The sequence below is a fragment of the Quisquiliibacterium transsilvanicum genome, from assembly GCF_014202215.1.
GTDB classification, from domain to species: Bacteria; Pseudomonadota; Gammaproteobacteria; order Burkholderiales; family Burkholderiaceae_E; genus Quisquiliibacterium; species Quisquiliibacterium transsilvanicum.
Genome location: NZ_JACHGB010000005.1, coordinates 482,983 through 497,395 on the forward strand (window position 1 = coordinate 482,983; position 14,413 = coordinate 497,395).

Consider the following 14,413-nt stretch of genomic DNA (forward strand, 5'->3'; position numbering starts at 1 on the left):
CGCCTGCGGACCGGTCGCCTGCGGACCGGTCGCCCGGCGCTTGGGTCCGCCCCGCGGATCAGTCTTCGATCCGAGGCGGCTCACCGGCGGCAGCGGGCTTGACTGTCCGTTCGTGGAGCGCGAATACGCCGCTCGCGCGCATCACGTGGCGCGTGCCGATCCGAAGGTCGCAGTTCGCGTAGGCGAGTCGCCTGCCCTTCTTGGTGATCGTCACGTGCGCCTCGAGCCAGTCGCCCAGGCGCCCGCTTGACAGGAAGTCCGCGGTCATCGACGCAGTCACCGAAGCGCCCCGGTGGCCGGCCGCCATCGACATCGACATGCCGAGCACGCCGTCGGCGAGCGTGGCCAGCATGCCGCCATGGGTGATGCCCTGGTAGTTCAGGTGGTTGTCGAGGACACGCACCGCGAACACCGGATTGCCGGCGTCATCGCGCCTGAACCAGACCTGCCCGAGCCCCTGCGCCCACGGGCCGCCGCCCTGGATCGGTACGAAGCCGGCCGGAATGTCGTCGGGGACCGGCACGTCGGCGCGCAGGTAGGGGTGGTGCGGGGTCAAGGCCGGCTCGCCGGTGCGTTCTGAGCTCAGGTGAAGCGTCGTCATCGGCGCATCCTGCCACGGCGTTTCGCCTGCCGCGCATGCCCTTCGTGTCGGAATGACCGCGCGCAGTGCGCCTCGGCCTCGACTGCAGCGAGCCGGGCGGCGCCCGCGGCCGCTCGCCCGCCATCAGGCCGCGAAGATCTTCCCCGGGTTGAAGATCCCGTCCGGGTCGAGCGCCCGCTTGACGCGTCGCATCAGCTCCACGCCCTTGTCGCCGGCCTCCTCGCGCAGGAAGGCGATCTTGTGCAGGCCGATGCCGTGCTCGCCGCTGCAGGTGCCTTCCATCGACAGCGCGAGCCGGACGATCTCCTCGTTGAGCCGCTCAGCCAGCGCGATCTCGTCGGGGTCGCCGGGGTCGACCAGGATGCCGCAGTGGAAGTTGCCGTCGCCCACGTGGCCGGCGATGCTGGTCGGCGACGAGGTCTTGTCGAGGATTGTCCGCGCCCCGGTGATGCACTCGGCGAGCCGGGAGATCGGCACGCAGGTGTCGGTGATGATGGCCCGGGCGCCGGGACGGCTGGCCAGCCCGGCGAACAGCGCGGTGTGCCGCGCGTTCCACAGCCGGGTGCGGTCCTCGGGGCGGCTGGCCCATTCGAAGCCCTGGCCGCGGTGCTCGGCGGCGATCGCCTCCACCGTCTGCGCCTGCTCGCGCGCACCCGACTCGGTGCCGTGGAACTCGAAGAACAGCGAGTGGGCTTCGCGCAGCGTGGTCTTGCTGTACGCGTTGATCGTGCGAATGGTCTGCGGGCACAGGTACTCGCAGCGCGCCACCGGCACGCCCAGCTGGATGGTGCGGATCACCGTGTCGACCGCGTCCTGAAGGCTGTCGAAGCAGCAGACCGCGGCAGACATCGCCTCGGGCACCGGGTACAGCCGCACCGTGACTTCGGTGATCACTCCCAGCGTGCCCTCGGAGCCCACGAACAGCCGCGTGAGGTCGTAGCCTGCAGAGCTCTTCTTGGCGCGGTTGAAGGGCCGCAGCAGGTCGCCGTCGGCGTCGACCACGGCCAGGCCGACGACGTTCTCGCGCATCGTGCCGTAGCGGACTGCGTTGGTGCCGGAGGCGCGTGTCGCGGACATGCCGCCCAGGCTTGCGTCCGCGCCGGGGTCGATCGGGAAGAACAGGCCGCTGTCCTTCAGCGCCTCGTTGAGCTGCTTGCGGGTGACGCCCGCCTGCACGGTGGCGGTGAGGTCCTCCACGCGGACCTCGAGGATGCGGTTCATCCGTGAGACGTCCAGCGAAAGGCCGCCCTGCACCGCGAGCAGCTGGCCCTCGACCGATGATCCGGCGCCGAAGGGGATCAGCGGCACGCGGTGGCGCCTGCACAGCCTGACTGCGTCGACCACGTCCTCGTTGGACTCGGCGAACACGACGGCCTCTGGCGGGGTCACCGGGAACGGTGACTCGTCGCGGCCGTGATGCTCGCGCACCGCCATCGCCGCGGAGAAGTTCGCGCCGAAACGCGCGGCGAGCTCGGTGAGCATCTGCGCGGGCAGGCCGCGGGCCTGCGGCCGGAGGGTGTGGGCGGTGGTGCTCATGTCGGACTCCTGGGTGATGCTGCGCCTGCCTGCCTGCCTGCCACTGCCCGGATCGTGTGCCGGTCAGGCCGCCGGGAACTCCGGCACTTCGAGGCTGAACGCGTTCGCGCAGCTCACGATCTGCTTCCAGGTGGTCGGGTCCACCGGGATGCCGTCGCGGCTGCGCTGCGCGCGCGAGGCCTGCTCGGTTTCGCCGGGCACCAGCACCGGGGCGTCGGGGTCGGCGGCGGGTGAGGCCTTCACGTAGTCGGTCAGCGTTGCGACCGCACCGTCGAACCAGCCGCCGTCGACCAGGCGGCCGGGCTCGATCACGATCGACATGATCCCGTTGACCAGGCCGCGTCCGCCCTGGAAGCCGTCGCCGCTGCGCGGGCCGCCAGTCATTGCGCCGCCGAGCACTTCGGCCATGAAGGCCAGCGCCCAGCCCTTGTGGTCGCCGAAGGCGGTCTGCGCCCCCTTGGGCTCCTCGAACATCACCTTCGGGTCGGTGGTGGGCTGGCCCTTGTGATCGATCAGCCGCCCGGGCGCCACCTGTTCGCCCTTGTTGTAGGCGACGCGCACCTTGCCGAGCGCGATCGTCGAGGTGGCGTAGTCGAGCAGCAGCGGCTTCGCGCCGGGGACCGCGACGCACACCGGGTTGGTCATCACGCGGGCGTCGCTGCCGCGGAACGGCGCCACCGTCGGCACTTCGTAGACCGCGTTCACGAAGTGGACCGACATCAGTCCCTTCGCGAGCAGCTGCTCGGCGTAGGCGCCGACGCGGCCGATGTGCTGCGAGTTGCGCAGCGTGGTGATCGCCACGCCGTGCGCCGCGGCGATCCGGGCGGCTTCCTCCATGACCCGGGTGACCGCAGGCTGGCCGTAGCCCATCCGCGCGTCGAACACGGCAAAGGGATCGGTGCCGCCGACGCGCTCCGGCGTCTGGTTGGGCTTCACCCAGCCGGAACGCAGGTGGTGCATGTAGGCCGGGATCATCCCGATGCCGTGGCTGTCGTGGCCGGCGAGGTTGGCGTCGATCAGGTGGTCGGCGATCTCCTCCGCCTCCTGCTCGCTGCTGCCCGCGGCCCTGAAGATGTCGATGACGAAGGGACGCAGGCGGGTCGGTTCCGCGAGGATGGTCATTTCAGCTGGCTCTCCTGAGTTCTCTGGCCGGGTTCCGGTACTGCTGCATCAGCCGCTCGCGCTCCACCGCGGCCGCGTCGGCGCTGGCCTGGCGCACGTGCCCGTAGCCGCGGATCTTCTCCGGCAGCGCTGCGATCGCCACTGCGCTGGCGTAGTTGGACTCGTCGAGGCCGGCCACCAGCATGCGGACGTCCTCCTCGTACTGCCGGGCCAGCGCCTTGTCCAGCGCGCGCTCGGCGCCGTTGCGGAAGGGATCCAGGAGGGTGCCGCGCAGCCCGCGCAGTTTCGCCATGACCTTGAAGGCGCTCATCAGCCAGGGTCCCACCTCGCGCTTGATCGGCTTGCCCGTGGTCGGATGCGTCCTGGCGAAGGGGCCGCCGCCGACGTGGAAGTGCAGCGTGTAGTCGCCTTCGAAAGTCTGCTCCAGCTCGCGGTGGAAGTCCTCGCTCGCGTAGAGCCGGGCCACTTCCCATTCGTCCTTCGGCGCCAGCAGCTTGAACCAGTACGTCGCGACCGCGCGGGCCAGCGCCTGCTTGCCGCCGCCCTTGCTGTCGACGCGGACCACCTCGTCGACCAGCGCGGTGTAGCGGCGCGCCAGCGCCTTGCCCTGGTAGGCCTCCAGGTACTCGACTCGCCGCGCAATGGTCTCCTCCAGCGTGCTCGGCGCCGCCTTGCGCTGGAAGCGGATCACCTGGCCGCCCGACAGCATGCGCTCGACCCGCTCGGGATCCACCGCGATGCAGCGGCCCCAGGCGAAGGCCTGGCGGTTCATCTCGATCGACACGCCGTTGAGCTCGATGGCCCGCTCGATCGCTGCGCGCGACAGCGGGATGCGACCGAGCTGCCAGGCCACGCCCACCATCAGCATGTTGCTGGCGATCGCGTCGCCCATCAGCGCCACTGCGAGCCGCTGTCCGTCGACGATCGTGAGCGCCTCGCCGGTGCGGGCGCGGATGCGCTGCATCAGCCCCTGCGCGTCGGCCTGCCAGTCCGCGTTGCGCGCGAACTCGGCGGTGGCGATGAGGTCGCTGCAGACCACTGCGTGGCTGCGCCCGGGCGACAAGGTGGCGACCGGCTCGTCGCCGGAAACCACGATCAGGTCGCAGCCGATCATCGTGTCGGCCTCGCCGGCGCTCACCCGCGGCGCGGTCAACTGGCCGGGGTCCGCGGCGAAGTGCAGGTGCGAGAACACCGCGCCGTACTTCTGCGCCATTCCCATCATGTCGAGCGAGGCGACGTGGGTGCCGTCGAGGTGTGCCGCAACGCCGAGCACCTGGCCGATGGTGATGACACCGGTGCCGCCGATGCCGCCGACCAGCACGTTGAAGGGATGGGCGCGGCCAGCGAGCTGCGGCAGTGCGGGCTCGGGGAGCTCGAAAGGCTCGAGCGCGCGGCTGCTCTTCTCGGGCTTGCGCAGCTTGCCGCCATGCACCGTGACGAAGCTTGGGCAGAAGCCATCCACGCAGCTGAAGTCCTTGTTGCACGAGGACTGGTTGATGCGCCGCTTGCGGCCGAACTCGGTGTCCAGCGGCTCGATCGACAGGCAGGTGGAAACCTTGCCGCAGTCGCCGCAGCCCTCGCAGACCGCGCTGTTGATGAAGCTGCGCTTGGCCGGGTCCTCCCACTTGCCCTGCTTGCGCAGGCGGCGCCGCTCGGTGGCGCAGGGCTGCTCGTAGACGATCACCGACACGCCCGGATACTCGCGCAGTTCCTTCTGCACCGCCTCCATCTCGGCGCGGTGCTTGAGCGGAACGCCGTCGGGGAACTTCACGGTCTCGTACTTGGAGAGGTCGTCGGTGACGACGACGATCTTCTGCACGCCGTCGGCGCGCAGCGCGTCCACCATCTGCGCGATGGTCTGGCCGCCGGCGATCGGCTGGCCGCCGGTCATCGACACGAACCCGTTGGCCAGCAGCTTGTAGGTGATCGGAACGCCTGCGGCCACCGCCTGGCGGATCGCCAGCGAGCCCGAATGCGCGTAGGTGCCGTCGCCGAGGTTTGCGAAGACGTGCTTCTCGTCGGTGAACGGCTGCTGGCCGAGCCAGTGCATGCCCTCGCCGCCCATCTGCGCGACCGTCTTGCAGTTCTCGGGATCGAGGAACACCTGCATGCCGTGGCAGCCGATGCCGGCGAGCACCCGGCTGCCGGCGGGCAGCTTGGTGGAGCGGTTGTGCGGACAGCCGGAGCAGAAGCTCGGCGTGCGCACCACGGCAGCAACCTGCGCCGCCGCGGGCGCCACCGGCGAGCTGCGCTCGATGAACTTCTCGAAGGACGGATCGACCTGCACGAGCAGTTCCGCCAGCACCTGGCGCACCATGCCGGGCTTGGTTTCGCCGAAGTTGGGGAACACCCATTCGCGCGTGCTGTCGTAGAGGTAGCCATCGCGCACCTTGCCGATCACCTTCGGCGCGTCCGGCGTGCCGTAGAGGATGGAGCGCAGCTGGTTCTCGATCAGCGGGCGCTTCTCCTCGACCACCACCACGGTCTCGAGCCCGCGCGCGAAGCGGCGAACGATGTCGGGCTCCACCGGCCAGACCATGCCCAGTTGCAGGACCCGCACCCCGAGGCGCTCAGCGGCCGCCTCGTCGATGCCGAGGTCGAACAGCGCCTTGCGCACGTCCTGCCAAGCCTTGCCGGCGGAGACGACGCCGATCGTCGCCTGCTCCGGGTCCATCGTGATGCGGTTCAGACCGTTGGCCTTCGCGTAGGCCAGCGCAGCGTAGAGACGCTTGTGGAAGACGCGTTCCTCGACCGGCATCAGCACCATCTCGGCCGGCCGGATCGACAGGCCGTCGGGCGGGAAGTCGAACTCGGGAAGCACGATCTGCGGACGGTCGGGGCTCAGCTGCACCGTGCCCGCGCTCTCGACGATCTCGCCGACCAGCTTCATGCCGGTCCAGGCGCCGGAGAAGCGGCTCATCGCGATACCGTGCAGGCCGAACTCCAGGATCTCCTGGACGTTGCTCGGGTAGAGCACCGGAATCGCCATCGACTCGAACAGGATGTCGGAGTAGCAGGCCACGGTGGAGGACTTTGCGCCGTGGTCGTCGCCGGCCAGCGCCAGCGTGCCGCCCAGCGGGCTGGTGCCGGCCCAGTTGGCGTGGCGCAGCGCGTCCACCGAGCGGTCCACGCCGGGGCCCTTGCCGAACCAGATGCCGAACACGCCGTCCACCTTGGCGCCCGGAAACATGCCCACATACTGCGAGCCCCAGACCGCAGTGGCGGCGAGCTCCTCGTTGACGCCGGGGCGGTAGACGATGCCGTGCTCGGCCAGCAGGCCGGGCACCTTGCGCAGCGCGCCGTCGTAGGCGGCCAGCGGCGAGCCCTGGTAGCCGGAAATGTAGCCGCCGGTGTTGTGGCCGGCGGCGCGGTCGCGGCGGATCTGTTCGAGGCCCAGGCGCACCAGTGCCTGGATGCCGGTCATGAAGACGATTCCTTCGCCGACCGTGTACTTGTCGTCGAGGCTCGCGTCGATGCGTGCCGGGGTGTTCGGTTTCATGGTCACTCCTGGGTGATGCGGTCGAGCACTGCGCAGAAGCGGTGGCAGGTCTCGATGGTCGGAACGGGAACGCCGAGGCGGCCGCCGAGGCGAACCGCGTGGCCGAGGATGGCGTCCACCTCCAGCCGGCCGCCGCGCAGCAGGTCCTGCAGCGCGGAGACCCGGTGCTGCGGTGCGCGCTTGCGCATGCCTTCGCCGAAGCCGCGGATCGTGGCCGCGGCCTGTTTGGCAGGCGCGGCGGCGATGCTGGCGACCGGGAAGCCGCCCTGGTCCTCGACGGCAACGCCGCTGGCGGTGGCCAGCGCGACCGTCTCGCGCACCAGCTGTGCAATGGCCACCGAGCCCTGCGGATCCGAGAGGTTGCGCCAGGTCTCCTGCCGGGTCAGCAGCGCCGCGGCGAACAGCGGCACGAAGCCGGAGTACTTGGTCCACTCGACCGTGGCGATGTTGTCGACCGCCTCGGCGGCGATGCCGGCGCCCTTGAGCGTGCCGGCAACCTCTTCGGCGCGGGCGCTTCGAGGGCCGGAAGGCTCGCCGACCGGCAGCCGCTGGTTCATCGTGAAACTGGTGCTGCCGTCGGCCAGCAGCTCGCCCGAGACGCTGGCGGCGGCGCCCAGCACGCGGTCCGCGCCGAAGTGCCGCGCCAGCTCCTCGTTCTTGAGCACGCCGTTCTGCAGTGACAACGCCACCGGCCGGCCGGTGAAGCGCAGCGGTGCGAGCGCCGCCTCGGTGTCGTAGGTCTTCACGCAAAGGATCGCCACGTCGGCGTCGATCTCGCGCTCCCCCGGCCGGATCACCGGCACCTGCGCAGTGAAGTCGGCCAGGCCGGTCAGGCGCACGCCATGAGCCTCGATGTGGTCGGCACGGCGTCCGCGGGCCACCAGGGCCACGGGGGAGCCGGCGCGCGCCAGGTGGGCTGCAACGATCGAGCCGAGCGCACCCGCGCCCACGATCACGAATTTCATCTGTCCGTCTCCTGTTGGATGCGAATCGCCCGCACGGTCTACTTGGCCTCGCCAAAGCGCCGCAGCAGCAGCTCGCGCTCGCTGCGCGCCTGCTCCAGGTTGCGGTCCTTCACGTGGCCGAAGCCGCGGATCTTCTCCGGCAGCCGCGCCAGCTGCACGGCGACTGGCAGGTTGCCGATGTCCAGCCGGCCGAGCAGTTCGCCGATCGTGCGCTCGTACTCGTCGATCAGCGCGCGCTCGGCGCGGCGCTCCGCGCTGCGGCCGAAGGGGTCGAGCGCGGTGCCGCGCAGCCGGCGCATCCGCGCGAGCAGGCGCATCGCGCCGAGCATCCAGGGCCCGTAGCTGCGCTTGACCAGCTCGCCGCTGGCAGGGTCGCGGCGGGCCAGCAGCGGCGGCGCGAGATGGAAGTTCAGCTGGAAGTCCCCGTCGAAGCTGGCGCGCACCTTCTGCAGGAAGCGGCCGTCGGTGTACAGGCGCGCCACCTCGTACTCGTCCTTGTAGGCCATCAGCTTGTGGAAGTTGCGCGCGACCGCGTCGGCGAGCTGCGTCGAGCCCCGGGTCACGCGCCGCTCGGCCTGCACGGTGGCGTCGACCAGCGCGCGGTAGCGCGCCGCCCAGGCCTGGTCCTGGTAGTCGGAGAGCAGCGCGGCGCGGCGCTCGACGAGCTCCTCGAGCGTCTGCGGCGGCGCCGGCTCGCTGGATGCAGCGCCGGTGCCGGCGGCCTGCGCGACCGCCGCGGCGTCATGCGCGGCGAGCCGGCCCCAGAGAAGCGTGGCCTTGTTCGCGTCCACCGCGACGCCATTGAGCGCGATCGCCCGTTCGATCGCGGCGAGGCCCAGGGGGATGAGCCCCTTCTGCCACGCATAGCCGACCATGAACAGGTTGGTCGCGATGCTGTCGCCCATCAGCGCGGTGGCCAGCCGGGTGGCCTCGACGAAGTCGACCCGCTCGGCGCCGACCGCCGCGACCAGGGGTTCGGTCATCGACGCTGCGCCGACCACCAGGTCGGGGTCGATCACCGAGGCGGCGGTCGGCTCGAGCCGGGTGTTGATCACTGCGCGGGTGCGTCCTTCGTCGACCGTTGCGAGCACCGGCCCGCTGGCCGCCACCACCATGTCGCAGCCCAGCACCAGGTCGGTGCCACCCGCGGCGATGCGCTGGCCGACCAGCTGCTCCGGCGTCGGCGCGAGCCGCACGTGGCTGGTCACCGCGCCGTTCTTCTGCGCGGCGCCGGTGTTGTCGAGCACCGAACAGCCCTTGCCTTCGAGGTGGGCCGCCATGCCGAGCAGCGCGCCGACGGTCAGCACACCGGTGCCGCCGATGCCCGTGACCAGGATGCTGTAGGGCTGCGTGAGCGCGGCCGGCGCGGGCTCGGGCAATGCGCCCTGCGCGAGCTGCTGCGCGCTCGCTCCGGCGCGCGCAGCCCGCCGTACGCTGCCGCCCTCGACGGTGACGAAGCTGGGGCAGAAGCCCTCGAGGCAGGAGAAATCCTTGTTGCAGCTGGACTGGTCGATGAAGCGCTTGCGGCCAAGCTCGGTGTCCAGCGGCTTGACCGAGATGCAGTTCGACTTCACCGAACAGTCGCCGCAGCCTTCGCAGACCGCGTCGTTGATGAACACCCGGCGCGGCGGATCGGGGAACTCGCCGCGCTTGCGCCGCCGGCGTTTCTCGGCCGCGCAGGTCTGGTCGTAGATCAGCACCGTGAGCCCGGGCACCTCGCGCAGCTCGCGCTGCACCTGGTCGAGCTGGCGGCGGTGGTGGACGACGGCGCCCGGCGGCAGGTCGGTCACCTGCGCGTACTTCTCGGGCTCGTCGGTGACGATGGTGACCCGCTTCGCGCCCTCGTCATGCACCTGGCGCGCGATCTGCGGCACAGTGAAGCTGCCTTCGGCCGGCTGGCCGCCGGTCATCGCGACCGCGTCGTTGTAGAGGATCTTGTAGGTGATGTTGACGCCGGCCGCCGCCGCGGCGCGGATCGCCAGCAGACCGCTGTGCGCGTAGGTGCCGTCGCCCAGGTTCTGGAAGACGTGGGTGTCCGCCGAGAACGGCGCCTGGCCGATCCAGGCGGCGCCTTCACCGCCCATCGCGCTGTAGGTGGCGGTGCGCCGCGCGGGCTGCCACATCACCATGATGTGGCAGCCGATGCCGGCCATGCCGCGGCTGCCTTCGGGCAGCTTGGTCGAGGTGTTGTGCGGGCAGCCCGAGCAGAAGAAGGGCGTGCGCTGCACCGCCGGCAGCGCCAGCGCCTGGGTGTGGCGCTCGAAGCCTTCCAGCCGGTCCATGCGCTCGCGCAGCGCGTCGTCGGCCAGGCCCAGGCGCGCCAGCCGCGCGACGATCGCGCGCGCCACCAGCAGCGGCGCAAGGTCGCCCTCGCTCTTGAGCAGCACGCGGCGCTCTTCGTCGAGCTTGCCGACCACCGAGGGCCGGCTGCCGGCGGGCAGGTTGTAGAGCAGGCGCACCAGCTGCGCCTCGACGAAAGCGGCCTTCTCCTCGACCACCAGCACGTCCTGCAGACCCTGGGCGAAGCGGCGCGCGCCGTCCTCCTCCAGCGGCCAGGTCAGCCCCACCTTGCGCACCCGGATGCCGAGCTGGCGCGCGCGCGCCTCGTCGATGCCCAGGTCGGAGAGCGCCTGGCGCGCATCCAGGTAGGCCTTGCCGGTGGCGAAGATGCCGAAGCGCGCCTGCGGCGCATCGATCACCGTGTGGTCGACCGGATTGGCCCGCGCGAACGCTGCGACCGCGGCCATCCTCGGTCCGTGCAGCCGCCGCTCGGCGTCGACGCCCGGATCCGGCCAGCGGATGTTCAGACCGCCGGGCGGCATCGCGAACTCCGGGGTGACGATCCGCACCCGCGCCGGGTCCACGTACACAGAGGCGGAGCTCTCGATGGTCTCGGAGATCGCCTTGAAGCCCACCCAGCAGCCGGAGAAGCGCGACAGCGCGAACCCGTACAGCCCCATGTCGAGGTAGTCCTGGACGTTGGCCGGGTTCAGGATGGGGAGCATCGCGCCGGCCAGCAGCTGGTCGCTCTGGTGCGGCAGCGTCGAGGACTGCGCGGCATGGTCGTCGCCGGCCACCAGCAGCACGCCGCCATGGCGCGAGCTGCCCGCGGCGTTGGCGTGCTTGATCACGTCCATGCTGCGGTCGACGCCCGGACCCTTGCCGTACCAGATGCCGCAGACGCCGTCGACCTTGGCGCCCGGGTACAGGTTTACCTGCTGGCTGCCCCAGACCGCGGTGGCCGCCAGGTCTTCGTTCAGCCCGGGCTGGAAGCGCACCTGATGCTCGGCGAGGTGCCGGCCGGCCGCCCACAGGGCTTCGTCGTAGCCGCCGACCGGCGAGCCCCGGTAGCCGGAGATGAAGCCGCCGGTGTTCAGCCCGGCGGCGCGGTCGCGCTGGACCTGCATGATCGGCAGGCGGACCAGCGCCTGGATCCCCGACAGGTAGATGCGGCCGGATGCGAGCGTGTACTTGTCGTCGAGTGCGACGGGGGCGAGTGTGGGCATTACGGCTCCTGCGCAGATCGGTCCACCCTACACGCCGGGAAACGCGCGGAATGTAAGAGAACGTACAATTCCCTGCGTCGGGATTCCGCAAGCGCGACATCGGGGAAGGGGGAGGACTTGGACAGGAGGGACTGGATTCGTGTGCTCGAGCGCGACCCCTGGTTCGCCAGCCTCGAGCCGGAGCTCGCCGAACTGATGCTCTCGCTCGCCGTGGAGCGGAAGTTCCGCGCCAACGAGATCGTCTACAGCGCGAACGATGCGCCGTCGGGCATCTACGGCGTGCTCAGCGGCGGCGTGCGGCTGTCGCAGTACACGGCCTCGGGAAAACACATCCTCTTCTCCACTTTCAGCCCGGGTGCCTGGTTCGGCGTGATCTCCGAATTCGACGGGCTGCCGCGTCCGCACAATGCCGTGACGGTGGAGCCCACCCGGCTGCTGCACCTGTCCAGCGCGGCTTTCCGCGAGATCGTCTCGCGCGACTGGCGCCACTGCTTCGCGATGGCGCGGTGCGTCGTGGTGCTGTTCCGCGGCGCGCTCGGCCTGCTGTCGGAGCTGCGTTCTCTGCCGTATCCGGCGCGGGTCGCGCAGACGCTGCTGGCGATCTCGGATCACGAGGTGGCCGTCGGCGGCGCAGACGCCGCTCCGCGCGTCACGCAGGACGAACTCGCCGCGATGGTCGGGGTGACGCGGCAGACCATCAGCAGGCTGCTCCACGATTGGGAAGCAGCCGGTCTGGTGGCGCGCGGCTACGGACGCGTGCGGATCCTCGATCACCTCGGGCTCGGGCGGATCTCGGCGATGGAGGTGTACGAGGGCAGTCCGGACAGACCGGCGCAGCGGGGCCTGCGTCCCGGGCGCTGATCCGGGGAGCCCGCTGCCGCACCGAATCGCCGGCGCGAGATCACTTGCTGCCGAGCCCCTGCAGCGGATCGTCCTGCTGGGTTGGCGCAAGCGGGACGTCCAGCGTGCGCAGCGACTTCTCGACCTGCGCGGGCGCCATCGTCTCTGGCTTCGCCAGCCCTGAGGAGACGATTCCAGGAAACGCGATCACCAGGCCCACCATCACCAGCTGGATCACCACGAAGGGGATAGCGCCGACATAGAGCTGGCCCCAGGTGATCCCCCTGATCCGCCTCGAGGTCACCGGGTCGACGTAGTCTTCCTTGGGCGAGACGCTGCGCAGGAAGAACAGCGCCGCACCGAAGGGCGGATGCATGAACGAGGTCTGCATGTTGATGCTCAGCAGGATTCCGAACCAGACCAGGTCGATTCCCAGCTTGTCCGCGACCGGGGCCAGCAGCGGCACCACGATGAAGGCCAGCTCGAAGAAGTCGAGGAAGAAGGCCAGCAGGAAGACCATCAGGTTCACGATCAGCAGGAAGCCGAGTGTCCCGCCGGGCATCCGGTCGAACAGGTGCTCCACCCACAGGTGGCCGTCGACCGCGTAGAAGGTCAGGCTGAAGATCCGCGCACCCATCACGATGAACAGCACGAACGCCGTCAGCCGTGCCGTCGTGTTCATCGCCTGGCGCAGCAGCCCGACGTTCAGCCGGCGCTTGACGATTGCCAGGGCGATCGCTCCGGTGGCGCCCATCGCGCCGCCCTCGGTGGGGGTGGCCAGGCCGATGAAGATGCTGCCCAGGACGAGGAAGATCAGCGCGAGCGGCGGCACAAGCGAGAAGACCGTCTTCTCGGCCACCGACGAGAGGAGCTTCAGCCCCAGCAGGCGGTTCAGGGCCGTCAGCGCGAACACGATGGCTCCGCCCCAGGCGACGACGACAACGACGGTCTCGTCGGGCGGCGCCCCCGCGGGGCGCATGGCCTGGGCGATGGCGATCACCGCGCAGAAGATCGCGCCAAGCACGAGCAGCGACGGCAGGCCGGTCGCGCCTTTCGGACCGACCAGGGTGCGCGCCTCCAGCGGCACGCTTGGCGCGGTCGCAGGCCGGAACACGGTGCACAGGAACACGAAGAACGCGTACAGGCCAACCAGGATGAGGCCGGGCAGGAAGGCGCCGCGGTACATCTCGCCGACCGAGCGGCCCAGCGCGTCGGCCAGCACGATGAGCACCAGCGACGGAGGAATGATCTGTGCGAGGGTTCCCGAGGCCGCGATCACGCCGGTGGCCAGCCGCGGATCGTAGCCATAGCGGAGCATGATCGGCAGCGAGATCAGGCCCATCGAGATCACCGACGCCGCCACGACGCCGGTGGTGGCCGCGAGCAGCGCGCCCACCAGGATCACCGCGTAGGCGATGCCGCCGCGCACCGAGCCGAACAGCTGGCCGATCGTGTCGAGCAGGTCCTCGGCCATCCCGCTTCGCTCCAGGATGAGCCCCATGAAGGTGAAGAACGGGATCGCCAGCAGCGTGTCGTTCATCATCAGCCCGAACAGGCGGTCCGGGAGCGCCTGGAACAGGGCCGGCGACAGCAGGCCGAGTTCGATGCCGATCAGTCCGAACAGCAGGCCGCAGGCCGCGAGCGCGAAGGCCACCGGGAAGCCGATCAGCATGAAGGCGACCATCGCCGCGAACATGATCGGTGCGAGGTTGGCGGAAATGAAGGCGATCATGCGCGCTCTCCCGGCAGGCGGGCTTCTGCCAGCACCTCCAGCGGATCGGGTGGCGCGGCCGCTGCGGCGCCCGGAGGCGGGGGCAGATCGATGCCCCGGAGCCGGGCAACGCGCTTGACGAGCTCGGACAGGCCCTGCAGGAAGAGCAGCGCGAAGCCCACCGGAACCAGCAGCCAGGCCGGCCACAGCAGCAGCCCGCCGGCGCTCGCCGAATGCTCCGAGCCGACGTAGGTGCGAATCAGCACCGGCAGCGTCAGCCATGCGGTGATCAGGGTGACGGGCATCAGGAACACCAGGATTCCGAAGATGTCGATCCACATCCGCTTGCGCTCTGACAGCCGCACGAACAGCACGTCGATGCGGACATGCTCGTTGCGCAGCAGCGTGTAGCCGCCGTTGAGCAGGAAGATGGCTGCGAACAGGTAGAGCTGGAGTTCCAGCGCCGCGTTGGAGCCCATGCTCATGGTCTTGCGCAGCACTGCGTTCGCGGAGCTGACCAGCACCACGACCAGGACGAGCCAGGACACGGACTCGCCGATCGCGGCGTTCAGCCGATCGATGATCCTCGAAAACCGTAGGAGAAGTTTCACGAGTTGATTCCTTGCGACTGTG

At 70.2% G+C, this 14,413-nt stretch carries 9 protein-coding genes; 1 reads left to right on the forward strand and 8 read right to left on the reverse strand.

The window, feature by feature from the left end; genetic code table 11:
* Positions 1 to 58: 58 nt before the first annotated feature.
* The 6 genes from HNQ70_RS14720 to HNQ70_RS14745 all read right to left on the reverse strand — a co-directional run bounded on the left by HNQ70_RS14720 (position 59) and on the right by HNQ70_RS14745 (position 11,229).
* On the reverse strand, positions 59 to 601 hold the full coding sequence (locus HNQ70_RS14720) for a PaaI family thioesterase (protein WP_183968968.1): 543 nt from the start codon (positions 599 to 601) through the stop codon (positions 59 to 61).
* A 123-nt stretch (positions 602 to 724) separates the two neighbouring features.
* Entirely contained in the window at positions 725 to 2,137 is a 1,413-nt protein-coding gene (locus HNQ70_RS14725) for an FAD-binding oxidoreductase (RefSeq protein ID WP_183968970.1), read from the reverse strand.
* A gap of 63 nt (positions 2,138 to 2,200) precedes the next feature.
* Positions 2,201 to 3,259 (reverse strand): malate/lactate/ureidoglycolate dehydrogenase, encoded by a 1,059-nt coding sequence (locus tag HNQ70_RS14730; protein ID WP_183968972.1) that lies wholly within the window; start codon positions 3,257 to 3,259, stop codon positions 2,201 to 2,203.
* Position 3,260: 1 nt separating this feature from the next.
* A complete protein-coding gene (locus HNQ70_RS14735) occupies positions 3,261 to 6,758 on the reverse strand; it encodes an indolepyruvate ferredoxin oxidoreductase family protein (protein ID WP_183968974.1) in 3,498 nt (1,165 codons plus the stop codon).
* 2 nt (positions 6,759 to 6,760) lie between these two features.
* The gene (locus HNQ70_RS14740; RefSeq protein ID WP_183968976.1) at positions 6,761 to 7,723 is read right to left on the reverse strand and encodes a ketopantoate reductase family protein; all 963 of its coding nucleotides are present in this window, start codon (positions 7,721 to 7,723) and stop codon (positions 6,761 to 6,763) included.
* Positions 7,724 to 7,761: 38 nt separating this feature from the next.
* Positions 7,762 to 11,229 carry an indolepyruvate ferredoxin oxidoreductase family protein gene (locus HNQ70_RS14745; RefSeq protein ID WP_183968978.1) on the reverse strand — a complete coding sequence of 1,156 codons (3,468 nt, stop codon included), beginning with the start codon at positions 11,227 to 11,229 and terminating at the stop codon, positions 7,762 to 7,764.
* A 117-nt stretch (positions 11,230 to 11,346) separates the two neighbouring features.
* Between HNQ70_RS14745 and HNQ70_RS14750 the strand changes: the two genes are divergently transcribed.
* Entirely contained in the window at positions 11,347 to 12,090 is a 744-nt protein-coding gene (locus HNQ70_RS14750; RefSeq protein ID WP_183968980.1) for a Crp/Fnr family transcriptional regulator, read from the forward strand.
* Between the two features lie 40 nt (positions 12,091 to 12,130).
* Here HNQ70_RS14750 and HNQ70_RS14755 read toward each other — a convergent pair whose 3' ends face one another.
* On the reverse strand, positions 12,131 to 13,801 hold the full coding sequence (locus tag HNQ70_RS14755) for a TRAP transporter large permease (RefSeq protein ID WP_183968982.1): 1,671 nt from the start codon (positions 13,799 to 13,801) through the stop codon (positions 12,131 to 12,133).
* Positions 13,798 to 14,391, reverse strand: a complete 594-nt coding sequence (locus HNQ70_RS14760) for a TRAP transporter small permease subunit (RefSeq protein WP_183968984.1) — start codon at positions 14,389 to 14,391, stop codon at positions 13,798 to 13,800. The genes HNQ70_RS14755 and HNQ70_RS14760 overlap by 4 nt, the downstream gene beginning before the upstream one ends.
* Positions 14,392 to 14,413 lie beyond the last annotated feature (22 nt).